Genomic DNA, 19,501 nt, shown 5'->3' on the forward strand with positions numbered 1-19,501 from the left:
CCTGATTGTTGTGAGGAAGGTCTCACTGGGGAAAGGGCCGTTGATATAAATGTAGGATTGATGGGAGCACTTTTTCCAGTATCCCAGTCAGCAGTAATGAAATATATTATTTTTTATAAACTATCTGAAAGGGGCATAAGTTTGGAATTTTTCCGCTGTTGCTTTCTTAATCTTCTTGGACGCAGGCTTTCACCCGAAGCATCAAAAACCCTTTTCTGTGCGAATGAATTCTTAACCTCTTTGAGCAGCATTAAACATATTGTGCTTGAAAGAGGCGCAGGAGTTGAAGGTGCATTTAATAATACGGTATCGAAAGCGCAGGCTTTAAAAGAAAATGTGCAGAAAGGTCATTTTCATCTTATTAGTTATTACATTGATAATGTTGCCGTGAGCTCTGATCTTTTCTTTAATAGCATCAATGATGATGAAAATAACCCGGCCATCATTCATTCACAAAATTGCAGTGATAATTTAATCGCTGCCGCGAAATCTGTCCGACCCGCTTAGTTATTACTTCATCAGGGGGGAAGCATCAGCCAGATTTGGGGACTGGGCGACAAATTCTTACCCCGATCCACCGTTCCGAATTAACGCCGGAGCCATGATGCAATGGCTCCGGGCTGGGTTAATATTTATGACGTTGCCGACTTTACCACTCAACGCAAATTTTGCCGAAGTGCGCGACGCTTTGCTGTCTGGCAAAGGCTTCAGCAAGGTCATCATAGTGGGCTATTTTATCGATGACGGGTTGAGTCTCAATCACTTCAAGCGCCTTAACAAATTCAATCTGATCCTGGCGGCTGGCAACCGTCTGGCCGTGGATACGCGCCTGTTTCCCCAGAATGCTCAGGATGGGGATTTCCGCTTCATTGCCTGATAAAACCCCAATCTGCGCAATATGACCGCCGAGAGCAACGCGGATTTCCCCTTTCCCCGGTTTGCCAGGGGCCGTACCGCAATCTTTGGCAGAACAACGTTTCTAACCCACCGGGTGCTTTCATACTCCTTCCCCTCCGAGATTATCAATGTCGTAATATAAGATACTTCTTAAATCTGGGTGATTTAGTGCCATGTGTAAAAGGGGAAATGCTCTCTTAAGCACAGACGATAAAACGCAGGGGATGTTGCGATGGAGGACAAATCGCGAAGAAAACGCGCAAAATTGTGCCAATACGCTCACTCATCACGCGGCTGGCGTTGAGGCTTCAGCCGCTATTGTTGCCAGCAACCATGCGGTAAAATCACGCATGGCGGCGGTTTCTACACGCGACTGCAGGCGGGTCAGCCAGTCGCTACCCAGGCAGGCGCTGGTACCGTTGATCCTGAGGATCATCCAGGAGGTATGTTTGAAGCGTTCATTTTTATTCATAGGGGATCAGATTGTGATCGGGATGGTATTGTAAGAAGCCAATATTGTTCCGGGTATATGATGGCAAATTATCACAGCCAGCGGAGGGATAATTGATTCAGTGGTTAAATACCACGATAAGCGGTTACACATCGGGCTAAGCGGTTTTGCTGTCGGGCTATATACCTGAGGATTGTGATAAAAGTCTCACTGGTGATGAGGGGATTTATTGATACGATACGAATTGAGATGGCGACGGTATTTATGAGTACAATGCAGTCGGGCTATTTCCGTTAAGGTTTTTTATGCAGTGGGAAGATAACGTTAATACGCAGAATGACTTCATTGGATTATTCTTAAACCGCAGGTGGTGCTACGCGACATGTTCTCCTATTCTTTCCCGTGCGAAAAAACCAAACGACGTTCACTTTATAAGGACTAAGCGTTTTTTGATATTTAAGTCTGAAATATAAATATATGCTTGTTTCTCAAATAATTTTAAAGTGAAGTGAAATATGTCCCTAATTAATCCATCTTATTTTATTTTTTGCCAGAGAAGTGATATTCCTCAAGAGCGGTTGTTTGCTATAACTGAAGGGCGCGTGTTTTTAGAGAAATTAAAATCGGTTAAAAATAATTTGTGTGAAAAAAATAATCAGGATTATAAAAAAACAGTTAATCATTCAAAAAAACTAATTAAAAGCGTCGCAGCATACAAGGCTAATAACATAGAAAAATACTGTAAAGAATTGGAAGATACCACAAAAGAATTCTTAAATGGAATTCATTACCCCTTAGATTTTCGACTTATTGAACAGGCAAAAATCAAAATGCTCAGTTTTATTAATGCAGCACATATGAGTTGTGCAAATCCACAAGTATATGATAGTGAGAGTGTTTCAGGTTCAATGAGCCGTTTTCGCAATGACTGACAACAATGTCGCTAAGACGAGTCTGCAACGCTTAAGTGATAGGTGCGCTGCGTATCATTGGGTGGCGCTCAATAAAAATATCTTGGATATTTATAGCTAAGGGCTGACGACAGAATTTTAGCCAATCAACACGGTTTTTCCGCCGAGCACACCGCTTTTTGTTGCCATGAAAATGGAGCCTGTCATTTAATTTGTGTCATACCCCGTTTTTGATATGTTCACTGCAACAACAGTGACAGGCACATAATAATGGCATGGCGGTGATACAGAATTATCTACGAAGCTTTGAGCTTATTGTCAGCACGTTTATTCATCTTGGCAACTGTTTTAATCCTAACCCATTGTCGGTTGTGATGGTTAGATTTTGTCATACCCTGTCGCGATCTGAAATTTCCTGCGAACTGCTGTTTATTGCCATACAAACGCTTTTGCCAGGTCAACCTAAGGAAAAGTTTTATCGATTACGGTTTGGGATTAATCACTTAACGTTCTTTAATAAATTCAGTTTTACGCTGGCCGTAGGCCATCGTTACGATTTTGTTGCTTACCTGTTTCGCCAGGATAGTCATCATGGGAATGGCTGCCTTATTGCTGATAAAACCTCCCTCAGTGTAATACGTCCGCCGACTTTTAAAGGCAATCAGCGATGGGTAGAACCAGCAACCGGGAAAAATATCGCAAAAAGTACTGACAAAAGTCGCCAACTCGCGGGCTAACCACCTGGTGCGGAAGAGGCTTCAGCCGCTATCGTTGCCAGCAACCATGCGGAAAAATCACGCATGGCGGCGGTTTCTACACGCGATTGCAGGCGGGTTAGCCAGTAGCCACCCAGGCTGACGCTTTGGCTAAAAGGTTGCACGATACGCCCGTCCTCCAGCAGATGGTTAAACATGGTCGCCGGTGCCAGCGCGATGCCGGCACCGGCCTGTGCCGCTTGCAGCATGGTCAGCGAGGAATCAAACATCATGAAGTGCTGAGAAAGGGAGGGCGCTGATGCGCCGACCGAGGAAAACCAGGTTGACCACTCATCACGTCGATACGAGCGCAGCAGGGTGAAGCGATGCAGGTCGCCGGGGTCGCGCAGCTGCGCGCCCAGCGCCGGGCAGCACAGCGGGGAAAGCGGCGCATCGCAAAGAAACTGCGCCCCGGTACCGTGCCAGGCCCCGCTACCGTAGCGTATGGCGTAATCCAGCCCTTCGGCCACGCTGTCGACCTGATTGTTGTGCGTCGACAGCAGTACATCCACATGCGGATGCAGTCGGCGAAAATTTTCCAGACGCGGCAGCAGCCAGCCAATGGCGAAGGTGCCCACCACGCCAATTTTCATCTTTTCGCGCATTTGGCCGTCGGAGAAACGATCGAGCGTATTGGCAATGCGATCAAAGGAATCATTAAGGATCGGCAGCAGGCTTTCTCCTTCGGCGGTTAACATCAGGCCGCGCGAAATACGGATAAAAAGCCGACATTTCAGGTGCTGTTCCAGCGCCTTAACCTGCTGGCTGATGGCGGCATGGGTTACATTTAATTCTTTGGATGCCTTAGTAAAACTTAATAATCTGGCGGCAGCCTCGAAGGCGCGTAGGGAGTTCAGCGGGATATATGAGCGTGTCATGACGGTGTCTGTAAGTTTTTCTATTGTCTGCCGCTAAATATAACCGTTTGTCACCGTGGGTCAATCCGTTCACACTTCTCGGCGAAAGGAACACCTCCCACCGTCACTAATGGAAGATCATGCCATGAAGAAAAAATCGCTTAATACGCTTCTGCTGGGCACCGCCTTTGCCGCAGCCCCCTGGTTACACGCCGCCGCTGCCCCAATGACGCAGCAGCAGATAACGCAGCTGGTAGATAACACCATCAAGCCCCTGCTGGAAAAACGGCAGATCCCCGGTATGGCGGTGGCGGTGCTGTATCACGGTCAGCCGCAGTTTTTTAATTATGGCGTAGCGGAAACGGAGCACCAGCGCGCGGTCACGCAAGATACCCTGTTTGAACTGGGTTCGGTGAGCAAAACCTTTACCGGAGTCGCTGGAGGGGTTGCCGTGCAGAGTGGCCTGATTAATCTCAATGATACGGTGGCGCAGCACAGCCCGGAGCTTAAGGGTGAGCAGTGGCAGAAGATAACCCTGCTCAATCTGGCGACTTACACCGCTGGCGGCCTGCCGCTTCAGCTGCCGGATGCGGTGACAGATCCCGCAGGGCTGTGGCGCTATTATCAAGGGTGGCAGCCGCAGTGGCCTGCGGGCACCATGCGCAATTATTCCAACGCCAGCATTGGCCTGTTCGGCGCGCTGGCGGTGAAGAACAGCGGCCTAAATTATGCTGACTACCTGAAAAAATCGGTATTACAGCCGCTGAAGTTAACCCAAACCTTTATTACGGTTCCGCCATCGGCGCAGGCCAACTACGCGTGGGGATATCAGGACGGAAAGCCGGTGCGCGTTACGCCGGGAATGCTGGATGCGGAGGCCTATGGGGTGAAGTCGGGCACCGGGGATATGATGAAATTTATGCAGGCGAACATCAATCCGGCAGGCTTGTCTCCAGAAAACAAAGTGTTAGCAAAGGGAATTACCCGCGCGCAGTCACGCTATTACCGCATCGGCAATATGTACCAGGGGCTGGGATGGGAAATGGTGGACTGGCCTATCGTCCCTGCTGAAGTGATCGCCGGTAGCGGTAACGAGATGGCTTTGCAGGCCAGGCCTGCCAGCGCGCTCAAGGCACCGCAGTCTGCCGTTGCCTCATCCTGGGTGCAGAAAACCGGCAGCACTAACGGCTTTGGTGCCTATATTGCTTTTATCCCGGAAAAGCAGCTGGGTATTGTGATGCTGGCTAACAAAAATTACCCCAATCCCGATCGTATTGCTGCGGCCTGGCAGATCCTTAAGGTTCTGGCCGACCGGCCATAAAAAATGCAGGTGGCGGACCCAATCTGCCACCTGCACTAAAAGATTATTGGAAGTTGAATTTGTCCGGATGGTTATCAAGGCTGCCCGTCAGGGCAGCAAACAGCACCGTTTTGCCATCAATGGACAGGTCGTCATCAATATTCAGCCAAATTAGCGTCTGGCTGAATGCTTTTTCATCTACGGTAGAAAAGACCCCGGCCATTTTTTTTGATTCGGGGGAGTAAAGCACGGCAATATTCTGCGCCGCGCAGTCATGGGGCTTACAGGCATTCAGCACCATAAATTTTTTATCGCCAATTTCCACCTGCTGGTTCCGTGAACTGGTTCCACCCTGCGTGACCCAGCGCGGCAACGGGTGTTTTCCCACCATTTTTTTGAATGTGTCCTTTGTCTCTTTGTTGGTTGCCAGGTCGCTGACGGTAAGGTCGTTTTGCGCGTAAGCGGAGAGCGTGGTGAGAGAGAGGATGAGGGCAATAAGTGACTTTTTCACGGCGGTAGCTCCTTGCATGGGGTGTCATCATGTCTGGTCAAAACTAGCATGTTTTTCGGGTACAGCCGCAAAATTTTCTGCCGGTCGCTCACCGCGAGGCAGGCGCTGACGCAGCGCCTGCAAAGCACGGGGTTTATGCGATGACTTCAGCGAGGCCGGCGGGCACGCTGGGTCGGCCATTGATTAAACAGGTGGCGGTAAAGACCGCTTCGGCATAAACCACGTCGTTAACCAAAATCTGCTGGAAGAAATTCACCCGGCTACGCTTTTCATTTTTCTGCGGCTGACAGGTGACGACGACCTTATCATCCGCTTTCAGGCTCTTCTTAAACTTGAGGGTAAATTCCAGCAGCATATGAATGCGGCCCTGCTTAAATTCTTCCTCAAGCTCCAGCCCCAGGCTCTCCGCCATATAAGCATGACGCGCCCATTCAAAATAAAACGGATAGTAAAGGCCATCGACCACGCCCTGAAAATCAACATGGTTCGGGTCAACGTCATAGTGTTTGCAAAACATGATTATTCCTTTATGGCTTATTTTAAAACAGGTTAACAAGGGTCGGTCTTCGGGTCTAATCATCCAGCCATTTAATCAGATAATGCTGACGGTGGTGGTGGTGCGGCATCTGTTCCAGCGTCATTTGCAGCCGGTAGCCCTGCTTTTCATAAAACTCTCGCGCCTGAAAGCTGAAGGTATCGACACAAACGCGGCAACAGCCGCGCGCGATGGCCTCAAGCTCCGCAGCCCGTAGCAGCCTGGCACCGTGGCCACCGCCGCGTCGCGTTTCTTCGACCCATAAAAAATGAAGATGCATCCAGTTTCCCCAAGTGGTGGCGAGCAGCCCGGCTATTTTGCTGCCGTCATCGTCATCAAGGAAAACGGCCAGCTCTTTTATTTCTCCAATATCAACATGTTGTGCATTGAACGCCATCAGCTTCTGACGGATACAATCCACGTCTTCAGGGTGCGGTGTGGCGGTCACCTTCATATTCATCGGCCATGTTCCTCGTGCATTTTTCAGGAGATGTGTGGTGAACGGCGGCGAAAAGTTCCGGCTATTCTGCCTCCAGTTCAATCACCTCATCGTTGATCTGGCCTTCCAGCTGACGCAGCACGCGATAAACCTGGGCCACCGCCTGGAGCGTATGGCGCGGGATCAGCTGCCCTTCCTGCGAACGATAAAGCGTGCGCGCCAGCCAGATAAAGCGGATAACCGGAATATTGGCCTGCTGCGCACGGGCAATCAGCGCTTTCGCTTCGCCGTCTTCCCCCTTGCAGATAATGCGCGGCAGCGGCGTCAGTTCAGGGCGATAATAGAGCGCTACCGCATAGTGCGTGGGGTTAACCAGCAGCAGGTCGGCCTCTTCGACCGGCTTGCTCTTAACCGCTGCCGCCGGTTGGTTGAGCAACTCATGCGCCAGCGCATGGCGGTGGCCTTTCATATGCGGATCGCCTTCAGACTGTTTATGTTCATCGCGGATATCCTGATGGCTCATGCGCTGCTGTTTGATAAAGAAGTATTTCTGCAGGCCAAAGTCCAGCAGCGTCAGTACCAGCAGCGTCAGCAGCGTCTGGCGCGAAACGCGGGTGAGCAGCACTTCCACGGCGGGCCAGAAGCTGTCCAGATCGCCATAGGCCAGCCGGGCCAGCGATTCGAGATCCGGCGTCAGCACCAGATAAAAAATGGTGCTGATGGCGGCGGCTTTAACAATGTTGTTAAACATCTCGCTGAGTTTTTTGACGGAAAACATCTGTTTGAACTGGTTGATCGGGTTCAGGCGGTTGAAGTCTGGCTTCAGCGCCTCCGGCGCGAACAGCGGGCCGTATTGGATCCAGCCGCCGATAATGCGCAGCAGCGCCGCTATCGCCACCGTCAGGCCACAGAAGGTGGCGACCAGAACCAGGGCGCTGCTCACCACTTCACTTAACGCCAGTTCAAAAGGTTGACCAATGCGCGCCAGCGGCAGCCTCATCAGCGCCTGTAGCTTTTGCATCCCGACATCGTCCAGCGCCAGCACGGTCTCCACCAGCCCGGCGCAAATCAGCAGTTTGGGAACGTCCTGACTTTGCGGAACCTGACCTTTACGGCGCGCATCCTGTAGTTTTTTCGCCGTGGGCTTTTCCGTTTTTTCCGCCACGTTAGCGACCTCCGAGGATTAACGGCATGAGCTTGCTGAGATCGTACAGTTGCAGCAGGCGATCTTCGCCCAGCGCATTCAGCGTAGGAATGTAAATGACAAAAAACAGCAGACCAACCAGGCACTTAGCCGGTACGGACAGCACGAAAACCTGTAGCTGCGGGCTGTAGAGACTGAGAATGGCGATGCTGAAATCCAGCAGCAGCAGCAGGGCCACCAGCGGGCCGGCGTAGATAATGATATGGGTAAAGGTATCCGCCAGCAGCGCCAGATACTGTTGGAATCCCTCCTCATGGGGCAGCGGTAGCCATTGCAGCACCGGCCAGATGCGGTAACTGTCCCAGATAATCTGCGTCACGCCGCGCAGACCGATGCCGAGCATCAGCAGCAGGATCAGCGTCTGTTGCAGCAGCAGGCCCAGCGGCGTGAAGTCGCTGCCGAGCGCCGGATTAAGCTGGCCGCCGATCAGCGCACCGCGCTGGTTGTCAAACAGCGCGCCGACCGACTGAAACAGCCAGAACGGCATTCCCAGCAGCAGCCCCAGCAGGATGCCGATGGTCACTTCTTTCAGCACCAGGCCAATCAGCTGCGGCCAGTCGGGCATCTGTACCGCCAGCTGCGCCTGTAGTCCGATGGCGGGCATCAGCGCCAGCGCCAGCGCCACACCGGTGCGCACCATGCCTTTGAGGATATTGAAAGAAAATACTGGCATCAGGATCAGGCAGGGGTAAATGCGCGCCGCCCCCAGCGTCAGCGCAAAGATAAACTGATAAACCGTGTGGATGGCATCGCTGCTCATGTTATGCCCTGGTCTGCGGGATCATGGTAAAAGCCTGCTGCGCCAGCTCGATCAGCTCCACGCCTATCCAACGGCCGCTCAGCGCCAGCGCCACGCCAACCGCCACCAGCTTGATGGCGAACGGCAGGGTCTGATCCTGTAACTGCATCACCGCCTGCAATAGTGAAACCAGCACCCCGACGATCACCGCCACCAGCAGCGGCGGGGCGGAAAGCAGCACCACCAGCAGCATCGCCTGTTTGAACAGATTCAGTATGTCCATGCTTTCCTCACAGGTAACTGTAAAACAGGCCGTCGAGCAGGCGGGTCCAGCCGTTGATCAGCACGAACAGCAGCATTTTCAGCGGCAGTGACAGCGTCATTGGCGCCACCATCTGCATGCCGAGCGCCAGCAGCACGTTAGACACGATCAGATCGATGACGATAAACGGGATATAAATGAGAAAGCCAATCTTAAAACCGGCCTGTAGCTCGGACAGCACGAAGGCGGGGATCACCAGCAGCAGGTTGTCTTTGCTCACGCTGTCCGACATCTCTTTTGGCCACATGCGCACGCTGTTTTCCTGGAGATGGATCAGGATGTCGGGATCGGTATTGTGGGTCATAAATTTCTGTAGCGGGGCCACGCCGTGAGTGACGCTGTTCTTCAGGCTATCCATGCTGGATAAATCGGCGGGAGACTGGCTAAACTGCTGCTGCATCTGGTTAAACACCGGGGCCATAACGAACAGCGTGGCCGCCAGGGCAATGCCGTACAGCGCCATATTGGGCGGCACCTGCTGTACCCCGATGGCATTACGCGTGATCAACAGTACCATCGAGATCTTCAAAAAACAGGTACAGACGATCATCAGCATCGGGATCAGTGACAGCGCCCCGAGGAACAGGGCGAAGGTCATCGGATCAAATTGCTCGGTATTCATTCTGCCACCTGTCGCGATGCCAGCAGCAGCTGGGTCAGCTGTAAACCCAGATGGCCTTCCACATCCACCAGCTCCCCGCGCGCAATCAGCGTGTCGCCGTGGTACAAGCCGGCTTCGCCCGGCGTAACGTTATCCAGCGTCACCACGCTGCCCGCCTGCAATTGTTGCAGTTCGCCCAACGTCATAACGGTGCGACCACAGCGCACCTCCAGCGACAGCGGCAGCGATGCCAACCGCCTGCTCTCTTCACCGCTCAGATATTCAGACTGTGGATCGTTGGTTGATTCATCATCGCCAGCGCTGTTCAAGGGGATATTCTCCAAATGGTTAAGCAAAAAATGGTGGGGCAACTGCAACTCACCGTATAACCGCCGCCCGGCAACGGTCAGGCTGCCCTGGCCATCTGCGGTGAAATAGCTGACGGGGGGGATCAGCAGGTCGCCAACGGTGAGCGCCGCCAGCTGCTGCGTGGACAGCGTCATTCGTCCCGCAACCAGCGGTTGGCTGTAGGTCATTGCGGCCGGTAGTGCAGGCGGGCTGCCTTGCCAGCCGGGCTGGCTGAGCCAGTGCGCCAGCTGCGCGTGGCCCAGCCGCAGCCGGCATTCGGCATGGCGATCGCCCAGCCTGACGTGCAGTCTGGCTTTGACCTCACCACTATCAGGCCCCTGGGCTGGCCGGATCTCGCCAAACAGCAGGGCCAGCTCCGGGCTTAAATACTGATTGAACAGCGCCCACTGCCAGCCGTCTTCCGGCGGGTGAGCATCCCGTGCCGGGAGGGGAGAGCGTGACAGCAGGTTGAGCAGCGGCGCGGCATCGCCGAGAGAAAAATCACCCAGCGCACAGCGCCAGTGGCTCTGTTCAGCGGGCTGCTGCTGCCCGTCCGGCAGTAAACAGAGCCTGCCGGTCTCATCGCCCAGCGTAAAAGCGTAATGGTGAGCGGCGGCGAGGCGGTTTTGCGACCGTACGTGGGCGCGGCTGATACGCGGGAAATTGAGCAGGGCTGCTTCGCTCACGGCGCTTCTCCCTGCTCAATCGCCAGCTTTACCGGGCCGTTCAGAGACTGGCTCAACAGGCGGCGGCACTGGATTTCCCGGCGCTGCCAGTGACGCCAGACCTGTGGCGGAAAACGCAGGGAGATATCCCAGCCGACGGGCTGGCGCGGTGCCAGGGTGACATCGACTTCTCCCGCCTCCGGCAGCAGCAGGGTAAAGGCACATTCTGACGCTGCACCTCCTGCAATATGCTTTTGCAGTTCCTGATGCAGCATCTGCCAGTCGGGAGACGGCGCTTCCTCCTGCACGGGTTCATTTTCAGGGATGTATTCACTGGCGCAGGCGAAAAATAGGGAACCTGGCGCGATCGGTGAAGTCTCTTTGCCATCGTGCTGGCGCGGCCTGGCGGGTGGCAGGCGATCGCGGTAGCGCTCGTCCGCCTGGGGCTGGCGCGGAGAGGGCGGCAGCCGGTCAGGGTATCCCGAGGTATTCATCACGCCTCCTCCAGGTGTTCAGACAGGTATTCCAGCTTTTCCACCGCTTTCTGCTGCTCACGCGCCCGCCGGGCGGCCTGCTCCAGCTGATATTCGGCCTCCTCACAGGCCTGTTGCGCCTGCTGGCACTGCTGTTGCTGCTGCCCCACCGCCTGGAGGGCCGACTGTTCACCGGCCAGCCGCCGGGTCAGTTTTTCCCGCGATGGCTGGCGCTGCTGGAATGCATCGCGCTTGTGCTGATAGTCCTGCTGGTAGCGCACCAGCTGCTGCTGCTCTGTCTGCTGCTGCGCCTGCGCCTGGTCCAGCTGCAACTGCTGCTGGCGCTGCTGGCGCTGGGCGCGGCTCAGGCGCTGACGGCGGATCGGCATCAGGATGCTTAACGCCTGCTGCAAACTTTGCCGTTGAATATCCGGCTGCTCATCAAGTTCGTGATCAATCAGGGGCATGGGCGCTGACCTCCGCAAGGTGATACTGGGTTTGTTCAAAAGGATCGGGGGCGCGCATCGACTGGCGCAGGAAGCGGTTGATGATGTCATTGGCGTTGACGGCGGCATCGGTCAGGCCGTCGTTCCCCGGCTGGTACTCACCAAGCCGTATCAGCATTTCCACCTGCTGATAGGCCGCCATCAGGCTGCGCAGTCGTCCGGCCTGCTGCATATGCGTCGGTTCGACAACGTTGCTCATGGTGCGGCTCAGGCTGGCGAGAATATCGATGGCGGGATAGTGATTGCGCTCGGCCAGACGGCGGCTCAATACGATATGGCCGTCGATCAGCGAGCGCACTTCATCGGCCACCGGATCGTTCATCGAGTCCTGTTCGATCAGCACCGAATACAGGGCGGTGATCGCCCCCTGCCGGGTCTGTCCCGCACGCTCCACCAGCCGTGGCAGCAGGGTATAAACCGACGGCGGCAGCCCGCCGCGCCCCGGTGGTTCGCCCAGCGCCAGTCCGATTTCGCGCTGGGCGCGGGCAAAACGGGTGAGTGAGTCGACGATCAGCAGCACGCTTTTGCCTTCGGCGCGAAACGCTTCGGCGATGGCGGTGGCGGTAAACGCGGCGCGGGCGCGCTCCATGCTGCTGCGATCTGAGGTGGCGCACAGCAGCACCGTGCGGCTGCGCAACTCCTCATCCAGCTCGTGGTCAAGAAATTCGCGCAGTTCACGGCCGCGCTCACCGATCAGGCCAAAGACGATGGCATCGCATGGGGTATTACGCGCCAGCTCCGCCAGCAGCGTGGTTTTGCCACAGCCCGCCCCGGCAAAAATGCCTACCCGCTGGCCGTTGCCGATGGTCAGCAGACCGTCAATCGCCCGCAGCCCGGTGGGCAGCGGGGTATCGATACGCGGACGTTCGGTGGGGGGCGGCGCATCGTTCAGCACCGGTACGGCGCGCACTTTAGTGCCCGGCTTGGCGAAGGCGCTGTGCCCACCCGGCTCCAGCGCCCGGCCGAAACCGTCCAGCACGCTGCCCAGCAGCCGCTCGCTGACGCAAATACTGTGCGGCAGATACAGCGGGATGATGATGGCCCCCTGGGAGATACCGTCCAGCGCGCCGAGGGCGGACAGCAGGATTTTCTCCGGGCTGAAGCCGACGATCTCCGACAGCACGCTGCCGCCGTCACTGCGCTGAATGCGGCATAAATCCCCGATGCGCGCGCCCGGCAAGGTGCATTCGATCAGGATGCCGCTGATACCGGTCACGCGCCCGTAGCGACTGACCGGCGCATAGCCTTCCAGGCGCTGCTGCTGGCGCTGCGCCCACTGCGTCAGGCTCTGGCGTAGCGCGCTCATCACCATTTCACCTTAATGTTTTCACGCCCGGAAAATTCGATGCTGTCGGCGTTAATCGCCACCAGCCGCAGTCGGTCGATTTCATCGCCGATAAAAATTCGCCGCCCGTCGGCGGTCACGATATTGGCGTGCGGGCCGCTGCTGATTTGCACAATGTTGAACGGCAGGCGCGTACTGACCGCGGTCGCCCGGTTATGGATCGGTAGCTGAACGTCAAAACGCTGATAGAGATTGCTTAACATGCGCTCCAGCCGCTGATTGTCCTCGCTGCTGATGCTGCCCGACAGCGTCAGGCTGTGGCCGTCGGATGACAGCGCCACGCTTTTTTCCAGGCCGCGATCGAGCAGCATGCTGGTGACCACCTGGCGCGTACGCTCCACGCTGGACAACAGCGGTTTACCCGGCGCGGGCGGGGCGGAAGGCGAGGCGAGACTGTCCTGTAGCACCCAGCTGCCGAGCATCATCACCAGCAGCAGGATGAGCAGCAGATAAAGCGCTTTTGCCCAAATCGGCAGCGGGCGCTTTTCCACCCTCTCTGGCGCAGCGTCGCTTTCCGCCGCAGTAATAGCCATCGCCGCCGGGGCCGCGACAAACAGATCGTCCTCTTCCCGTTCGTTTTCATCCGGCTCTTCCGGCCAGGGCGTGGAGGCGCTGACGATGCTTAGCCAGATATGCCCGAGGGCGAAAGCCGTTCCGGGTTGCAGGTCGGTAAGCTGCTCACGGCGCTGCCCTTCGTTGTCGTTAAGCGGCCCCTCCAGCGCGGTGATTTCCCATCCCTTTTCCGTTTTGACCAGCTGGCAGTGACGGTCTTTGATGCCGGGATCGAACAGCGCCAGATCGGCATCCTGCGCGGCACCAATCCACCACTGCTGGCCGCTCAGAGGCAGCGCCGCACCCCGGTGCAGCCCGGTCAGTACGCGTAATTCATACATGGATCATTTTCCTGAAAATCGGGCGGTGACTGGTGTAAATCGAGCCGTCCCAGTACGTTAATGGCAACGTTACTGGTTAATTCAGCAAAGGAGAGCACCGGCACCGCGTGAAACTCATCTTTCAGCAGGGCGCGCAGCGGGCTGCGTAAATCCTGGGCGACGAGGATCAGCGCCTGATGATTGTCATAAGGCGGGAAGGCGCTGCGCAGCTGATTCAGCAGGTTGACGCCGTACTCCTGGGCCAGGGAGAAGAAGGTTTCGCTCTGCGCCTGGCGCAGCGAGTCGCGCAGTAACTCCTCGGTTTCCGGCGTCAGCAGCCACGCATCCAGCCCGTTTGGCTGCTGATACTGGTGGCAGATATGTTCTTTTAGCGCGATGCGTACAAAATCGGTCAGGGCGGCGCTGTCGCGTTCGTGCTGGCCGTGCTCGATCAGCGTTTCGGCAATGGTGCGCACTGAACGCAGCGGAATGCGCTCCGAGGCCAGACGTTGCAGTACCGCCGCAAAACGGGAAAGCGGCATAATGCGTTGCAGCTCCTGCGCCAGCTCCGGCTGCTCGCTCTCCAGCCAGTTGAGGATCGATTTGCTCTCCTGCAAGCCGATAAACTGCGCGCCGCTTTGGTGGATAGCCTGCTCCATCCGCAGCATGATCAGCTGTTCGGCGTTCCAGTAGCGCCGATCCTCCTGTTGCAGCCACGGATGCTGCGGGGGCAGCCAGCACCAGTGATGTTCATCGCGTTCGGCCTGGCCGGGCTGGATCGGGCCGTCACTGTCACCATCGGCAGCGTGGAGTTCAATGCTGCTTTTTCTGACCGCCAGCCGATCAACGGCGAAGGTGGCGGTCACCAGCGGAATTTCATACACGCAGAAGCGGAATTCGCCGTCGTCCAGCGCCGGGGAAAATTCGATATCAAAGCTCGGCAGGGTAAAGCCAAAGTGATAAACCAGCCGGTTGCGCAGGCGGCGAATATGCTGGATCAGCGATTCGGCCGCTGCGCTGTTGCTGTGCGCCGGGCTGAACTGCAACAGATAGGCCCGCGTGGGGTTAAAGCGGCGCAGATCCTGATGACCGTTATCTTCCGGTGCCAGCTGCTGCGCCTGGAGCTGGTCGGCCTGCTGCTGATTATCCTGCTGCCTGGTGCGCCACAGCTGGAACAGGCCGCTGCCGAGCGCGATGGCGCTGATGATGATAAATACCGCCGTGGGCATACCGGGCAGCAGCGCGAAGCCCAGCATCCCGGCGGCGGACATAATCCAGGCCTTCGGCTGGCTGGTGAGCTGCTCGGCGATTTCGCGGCCGATATTGGCATCAACCTGCTGGCCGTCGGCGGAAACGCGGGTGATGATCATCCCGGCGGTCAGGGAGATCAGCAGGGCGGGGATCTGGGCGATCAGGCCGTCACCGATGGTCAGTACCGAATAGATATGCATCGCCGCGCCCGGCTCCATGCCGTTTTGCAGCACGCCGATGGCAAAGCCGCCGATCATATTGATAAAAACAATTACCAGCCCGGCAATGGCATCGCCTTTGACAAACTTCATTGCCCCATCCATCGCGCCGAACAGCTGGCTCTCTTTCGCCAGGTTTTCCCGGCGCTGGCGCGCCTGATGCGCTTCGAGCAGACCGGCACGCAGATCGCTGTCTATCGACATCTGCTTGCCCGGCATCGCGTCAAGGGTAAAACGCGCGGCCACTTCAGCCACGCGTTCTGAACCTTTGGTGATAACTAAAAAGTTGACGACGGTCAGGATCAGAAAGATCACCAGGCCGACCGCCAGATTGCCGCCGACCACGAAGTTACCGAAGGCCTCCACGATATGCCCGGCATCCTGCTGTAGCAGGATCTGGCGGGTGGTGGAGATCGACAGCGCCAGGCGGAACATGGTGGTCAGCAGCAGTACGGATGGAAAGGTCGAGAAGGCCAGCGGCTTTGGCAGATACATCGCCAGCACGATCAGCAGGGATGAAATGCAGATATTGAGCGCGATCAGCACGTCGATCAGCCCCGTGGGCAGCGGAATGATCATCATGAAAACGATCGACATCACGATCGCCGCGCCGACCACTTCCGAGCGCTGCATCGCGCTGATGGCGAGGCGATTCAGCCAGACAAACAGAGCGCTCATTTATAACGCCGTCCGGGGTTGTGACAGGCTGGCGCGCGGTTCCTGCCCGGCGTATTCGCTAATCACCGTGCGCAGCAGATTCAGCGCCATCTGGCGGTTTTTACTTTTATCATCGCGCCACAGCCCCAGCGGCAGGTGATAAACCAGCGGCACTAAGCCACTCAGAAACAGCAGCTGATGCTGGGGATGCTGGCCCGCCACGTCACGCGAGAGGTTTTGCAGATCGCGCAGATACGCCCCGTTACCGCTCAGATTTAACAGGCGGCGCGTCAGTTCCAGCGGGCTGAAATGACTGACGGGCAGTTTGCCTGCCAGCCGCGTCAGCAGGGTTTTACTGGCGGTCAGCGTCTGGCTGATATTGCCGGCATCCTGCAGGCTGCCGAGAATTTTTTGCAGCGCACGCCTGGGAATGGAAGAGCTGCGTGACGCAATATCATCCGCCAGCGCGCGCTGTAAGGTGCGTAACCCCTGATTAAAATGCGCACCACCGAAGCTGTTCAGCAGCGCATCGAGCATCGCATTGCCCGATTGCAGGTGAACGATCGTCTGGTAATAGAGCTGGCGCATCGCCTGCTTTTGCGTAGGGTCGGTGCTGAAACTGGCAATTGCGCTGGCGGTGTTCAGCCCGGCGCTGACTTCGGCCCCTTTTTCCCTGTGCAGCATTTCCAGGCTTTGCGCCGCGTTACTGGCCAGCTCGCCGTTTTCCGCGCGCTGCGCCTGTAGCAGCGTATGGCGCAGCAGCACGTCACAGCGTGCCGGGTCGCCGCCCGCCGCGTCCAGCAGCGCATCCATTCCCGGTGACGAGAAGTTTTGCAGCAGGGTTTGCATTTTCTGGTTTTGCGTTTCTAAACGCGCATGCTGCGGGTGTTCCAGCAGCTTGAGTAATTCATCCAGCTTTTCAATACGTTCAATATGCTGCTGCGCCCGGCTGCCCGGCTGTGCCACCACCCGCCGCTGATTTAGCGCCTTGCTTTTCCGCTCCACATGCTCTGCAAAGGTCATGGAGACTTCTTCCATCGAGTCCTCCAGCGGTGAGGAGGGCGTTCGCGCCGCCGCGCTGGCGGCAGATGATGGCGCAACGCTGGTCGGAACGGCGGCGTCCTCTGGCGCGCTTAGCGTGACGGAATGTGACGGCTGAATGCCGGGTAAAACCGGAGCAATTTTCATCCTGGCGAACCTTTAATGATGAGAGCAGTTGCTACTGTGTGGCGTGATGAGCGCATCGGTTCCCTGGCGATGCGCCAGTAAAAAAAAGCCCGGATTGCCCCGTGCAATTTATTGCAAACCCCGGCGTAATTTCTGGCAACTTATTGCCAGAAATTACGCGAAGCAATAATAATAAATTGTTTTCTATCATGTAGTTGTGTGTATTTTTTTGATTGGCACAAGCCTTGCTAAAGCCATGATGCCGCTGGGGCGTCAATGAAATTAGTAATGGAGCATGTCATGACAGAAGTTCACCTGCTGAAGACAGAAAAACCATCGATCGGCGATGCGCTGCCGCTCAATATCGACTGGGAGGGGATTTTTCGTGAGCACGGGCGACGCGTGCATCACTTTATTCGTAAACGTGTTTCTCACCGTGAAGATGCAGAGGATCTGGAACAAATGACCTGGCTGGAAGTGTTACGCAATCGCGATAAGTTTGCCGGTGCGTCACGGCCAGAAACCTGGGTATTCGGTATCGCCCTGAATCTGGTACGTAATCATTTTCGCCTCCAGTCCGGCCGCCCGCGCTGTGATGAACTGGAAGACGATATTGTGGTAGTCCAGGGCGACGATCCCAGCCATATCACCGAACATCAGCGCATATTGACCTCGACGCTCAACTCCATCGCCGCGTTGCCGGAAGATACGCGCCGTCTGATGAGTATGCTGGTCGAGAAAGACGGCAGTTATCAGGCCATCGCGGCGCATTTAAATATTCCGATTGGTACGGTGCGCTCCCGTTTGTCGCGCGCGCGCGTCTCGCTGAAGCAGTCAGTATTTTCTTAAAGTTGGATAGACGAAAAATTCGCTAAATCGTAAAGTGATCTGCACGGTGTCCTGCTTTGCCATCCGGCGACTGTCTCAACGCAACGTGATGGCATGCAGACGGTCAAATTGGGTACACCCTGTTTACAGAAAGGAGACGAGATGCAATTTTCCGAGCGACAGGTGAGTGCAAGCAGTGAGCCGCTCAGATTGCTCGAGTTTGCGTTGAACACGGTGAAAGACGCCGTCTACCTGATTGATAACCACACGCGTTTTTTCTACGTCAACGACGAGTCGAGCCGCATGTTGGGCTACAGCAATGATGAGTTGCTGAATATGTCCGTATCGGACATCGATCCGGCATGGAGCAAAGAAGATGTTTATGCCATGTGGAAGCGGGTGCGTACGCGCAGCGACGGTAAAGCCTTTACCTTTGAAACGCATCATAAAACCAAACAGGGCACGCTGATACCGGTTGAGGTCAGTTCAAATCCTTTTGTCTATGAAGAGGGCAATTACAGTATGTGCGTGGTCAGGGATATGAGAGAACGTAAGCATCTGGAACAGATGTCTTATGCGAGAGAACAGGAGTTCCAGGTGCTGGTTGAGAACTCACCGGATATGGTGGTGCGTTTTGATCCCAATCTGAATTGCCAGTATGCCAACCCCGCGGCATTACGTCATCTGAACGTATCGGCAGAACAGCTGAGGGGGCGGCGGTTCCGTGAACTGCTGGGAGATTTGGCGTGCGTACAGCATATCGAACGTCTGGTGAGCGAGGTGGTGCAGAGCCAGTTGGAGGCCGAAGGTGAGCTGGTCGAGTCTGACAACAAGACATCCGAAGGAACGATAGTTAACCATATTCGCTGCGTACCGGAGTTCGATCGCAACGGGGTGCTGATCTCCGTCATGTGCGTCGGGCGTGATATTACCGCGATCCATTACGCGGAAAAAAAGCTGGAAGACTCGCATATGCGCCTGAGGCTGCTGGCACGGCAGCGTGAAGTTTCGCGTGAAGAGGAGCGTAAGCGCATCGCACGGGAGATCCACGATGAGCTGGGGCAGCATTTAACCTCGCTAAGAATGGGCATTTCCATGCTGCGCATCCAGTTCAGCAAAGATAACCCGCTGCTGCATGAACGCGTTGTGCACCTGATGGGCCTGACGGACAAGACCATTCAGGTGGTGCGCAACGTGGCGACCCGGCTGCGGCCCAACGTACTGGACATGGGGTTGACCCCGGCACTGGAATGGTTACGCGATGAGTTTATCAGCCGTCATATTGGCTGTTGCTGCCGCCTGATCACCCCCGAAAAGGAAGTCAGGCTAGGTGATGAGCAGGCGACGGCCGCGTTCCGCGTGGCGCAGGAATCGCTCACCAATATTTCGCGCCATGCCCAGGCCTCGGAGGTGATTATCTTACTCGTTCGTCATGCCGGTTCAGTGGTGCTTACCGTACGTGACAACGGGCGAGGGTTCGACTGCCAGAACGGTAAAGACAACGCATTCGGCCTGATGAGCATGCGAGAGCGCGGGCGGATGTTGGGTGGACGTGTCGACATTGAGAGTAAACCGTCCATTGGCACATGTATATCGCTCACTATTCCCATTGTTCAGGATGCTGATAATAAGAAGGTTTTGGAATAAAC

The 19,501-nt window shown here is 55.9% G+C and carries 23 protein-coding genes; 7 read left to right on the forward strand and 16 right to left on the reverse strand.

What is annotated here, in order from left to right:
• Positions 1 to 96: 96 nt before the first annotated feature.
• Both ETA_RS03610 and ETA_RS03615 read left to right on the forward strand, forming a co-directional pair.
• On the forward strand, positions 97 to 507 hold the full coding sequence (locus ETA_RS03610; RefSeq protein WP_042958601.1) for a hypothetical protein: 411 nt from the start codon (positions 97 to 99) through the stop codon (positions 505 to 507).
• Between the two features lie 127 nt (positions 508 to 634).
• A complete protein-coding gene (locus tag ETA_RS03615) occupies positions 635 to 877 on the forward strand; it encodes a hypothetical protein (protein ID WP_042958603.1) in 243 nt (80 codons plus the stop codon).
• A 306-nt stretch (positions 878 to 1,183) separates the two neighbouring features.
• On the opposite strand, the gene ETA_RS20660 is transcribed toward ETA_RS03615, so the two are convergent.
• Complete coding sequence (locus ETA_RS20660; protein ID WP_042958605.1) at positions 1,184 to 1,369, reverse strand: type 2 periplasmic-binding domain-containing protein; 186 nt, start codon at positions 1,367 to 1,369, stop codon at positions 1,184 to 1,186.
• 494 nt (positions 1,370 to 1,863) lie between these two features.
• On the opposite strand from ETA_RS20660, the gene ETA_RS03625 reads away from it, so the two are divergent.
• On the forward strand, positions 1,864 to 2,280 hold the full coding sequence (locus ETA_RS03625) for a hypothetical protein (protein WP_012440259.1): 417 nt from the start codon (positions 1,864 to 1,866) through the stop codon (positions 2,278 to 2,280).
• 254 nt (positions 2,281 to 2,534) lie between these two features.
• Positions 2,535 to 2,996 carry a hypothetical protein gene (locus ETA_RS03630; RefSeq protein ID WP_012440260.1) on the forward strand — a complete coding sequence of 154 codons (462 nt, stop codon included), beginning with the start codon at positions 2,535 to 2,537 and terminating at the stop codon, positions 2,994 to 2,996.
• Here the strand turns inward: ETA_RS03630 and ampR are convergent.
• Positions 2,993 to 3,892, reverse strand: a complete 900-nt coding sequence (ampR, locus tag ETA_RS03635) for a LysR family transcriptional regulator AmpR (RefSeq protein WP_012440261.1) — start codon at positions 3,890 to 3,892, stop codon at positions 2,993 to 2,995. The two genes, ETA_RS03630 and ampR, sit on opposite strands and share 4 nt — an antisense overlap.
• 124 nt (positions 3,893 to 4,016) lie before the next feature.
• Here ampR and ampC point away from each other — a divergent pair, with 124 nt between their 5' ends.
• Positions 4,017 to 5,192: a class C beta-lactamase gene (gene ampC / locus ETA_RS03640; protein ID WP_012440262.1), complete on the forward strand. Its 1,176-nt coding sequence runs from the start codon at positions 4,017 to 4,019 to the stop codon at positions 5,190 to 5,192.
• 43 nt (positions 5,193 to 5,235) lie between these two features.
• Here ampC and ivy read toward each other — a convergent pair whose 3' ends face one another.
• From ivy to sctW, 14 genes are all read right to left on the reverse strand, one after another.
• Positions 5,236 to 5,682 (reverse strand): Ivy family C-type lysozyme inhibitor, encoded by a 447-nt coding sequence (gene ivy, locus ETA_RS03645; RefSeq protein ID WP_042958609.1) that lies wholly within the window; start codon positions 5,680 to 5,682, stop codon positions 5,236 to 5,238.
• A gap of 133 nt (positions 5,683 to 5,815) precedes the next feature.
• Entirely contained in the window at positions 5,816 to 6,199 is a 384-nt protein-coding gene (locus ETA_RS03650) for an acyl-CoA thioesterase (RefSeq protein ID WP_012440264.1), read from the reverse strand.
• A 55-nt stretch (positions 6,200 to 6,254) separates the two neighbouring features.
• Complete coding sequence (locus tag ETA_RS03655) at positions 6,255 to 6,677, reverse strand: GNAT family N-acetyltransferase (protein ID WP_012440265.1); 423 nt, start codon at positions 6,675 to 6,677, stop codon at positions 6,255 to 6,257.
• A 61-nt stretch (positions 6,678 to 6,738) separates the two neighbouring features.
• Positions 6,739 to 7,821 carry a type III secretion system export apparatus subunit SctU gene (gene sctU, locus ETA_RS03660; protein WP_012440266.1) on the reverse strand — a complete coding sequence of 361 codons (1,083 nt, stop codon included), beginning with the start codon at positions 7,819 to 7,821 and terminating at the stop codon, positions 6,739 to 6,741.
• A 1-nt stretch (position 7,822) separates the two neighbouring features.
• Positions 7,823 to 8,620, reverse strand: coding sequence for a type III secretion system export apparatus subunit SctT (sctT, locus tag ETA_RS03665; protein ID WP_012440267.1), 798 nt, complete (start codon positions 8,618 to 8,620; stop codon positions 7,823 to 7,825).
• Between the two features lies 1 nt (position 8,621).
• Positions 8,622 to 8,882 (reverse strand): type III secretion system export apparatus subunit SctS, encoded by a 261-nt coding sequence (sctS, locus tag ETA_RS03670; protein ID WP_012440268.1) that lies wholly within the window; start codon positions 8,880 to 8,882, stop codon positions 8,622 to 8,624.
• Between the two features lie 7 nt (positions 8,883 to 8,889).
• A complete protein-coding gene (sctR, locus tag ETA_RS03675; protein ID WP_012440269.1) occupies positions 8,890 to 9,543 on the reverse strand; it encodes a type III secretion system export apparatus subunit SctR in 654 nt (217 codons plus the stop codon).
• Positions 9,540 to 10,556, reverse strand: coding sequence for a FliM/FliN family flagellar motor switch protein (locus tag ETA_RS03680; protein WP_012440270.1), 1,017 nt, complete (start codon positions 10,554 to 10,556; stop codon positions 9,540 to 9,542). The genes sctR and ETA_RS03680 overlap by 4 nt, the downstream gene beginning before the upstream one ends.
• A complete protein-coding gene (locus ETA_RS03685; protein WP_012440271.1) occupies positions 10,553 to 11,029 on the reverse strand; it encodes a type III secretion system HrpP C-terminal domain-containing protein in 477 nt (158 codons plus the stop codon). The genes ETA_RS03680 and ETA_RS03685 overlap by 4 nt, the downstream gene beginning before the upstream one ends.
• Positions 11,029 to 11,475 carry a hypothetical protein gene (locus ETA_RS03690; protein ID WP_012440272.1) on the reverse strand — a complete coding sequence of 149 codons (447 nt, stop codon included), beginning with the start codon at positions 11,473 to 11,475 and terminating at the stop codon, positions 11,029 to 11,031. Before ETA_RS03690 ends, ETA_RS03685 begins: the two co-directional genes overlap by 1 nt.
• Positions 11,462 to 12,826, reverse strand: coding sequence for a type III secretion system ATPase SctN (sctN, locus tag ETA_RS03695; protein ID WP_012440273.1), 1,365 nt, complete (start codon positions 12,824 to 12,826; stop codon positions 11,462 to 11,464). The genes ETA_RS03690 and sctN overlap by 14 nt, the downstream gene beginning before the upstream one ends.
• On the reverse strand, positions 12,820 to 13,752 hold the full coding sequence (gene sctD, locus ETA_RS03700; protein WP_012440274.1) for a type III secretion system inner membrane ring subunit SctD: 933 nt from the start codon (positions 13,750 to 13,752) through the stop codon (positions 12,820 to 12,822). Before sctD ends, sctN begins: the two co-directional genes overlap by 7 nt.
• A complete protein-coding gene (gene sctV, locus ETA_RS03705; protein ID WP_012440275.1) occupies positions 13,731 to 15,878 on the reverse strand; it encodes a type III secretion system export apparatus subunit SctV in 2,148 nt (715 codons plus the stop codon). The genes sctD and sctV overlap by 22 nt, the downstream gene beginning before the upstream one ends.
• On the reverse strand, positions 15,879 to 17,045 hold the full coding sequence (sctW, locus tag ETA_RS03710) for a type III secretion system gatekeeper subunit SctW (RefSeq protein ID WP_012440276.1): 1,167 nt from the start codon (positions 17,043 to 17,045) through the stop codon (positions 15,879 to 15,881).
• Between the two features lie 279 nt (positions 17,046 to 17,324).
• On the opposite strand from sctW, the gene ETA_RS03715 reads away from it, so the two are divergent.
• Positions 17,325 to 17,873 carry an RNA polymerase sigma factor gene (locus ETA_RS03715; protein WP_012440277.1) on the forward strand — a complete coding sequence of 183 codons (549 nt, stop codon included), beginning with the start codon at positions 17,325 to 17,327 and terminating at the stop codon, positions 17,871 to 17,873.
• Between the two features lie 141 nt (positions 17,874 to 18,014).
• The gene (locus tag ETA_RS03720) at positions 18,015 to 19,499 is read left to right on the forward strand and encodes a PAS domain-containing sensor histidine kinase (protein ID WP_012440278.1); all 1,485 of its coding nucleotides are present in this window, start codon (positions 18,015 to 18,017) and stop codon (positions 19,497 to 19,499) included.
• The last annotated feature ends 2 nt before the right edge of the window (positions 19,500 to 19,501 follow it).

The organism is Erwinia tasmaniensis Et1/99, assembly GCF_000026185.1.
In the GTDB taxonomy this organism is placed as follows: domain Bacteria; phylum Pseudomonadota; class Gammaproteobacteria; order Enterobacterales; family Enterobacteriaceae; genus Erwinia; species Erwinia tasmaniensis.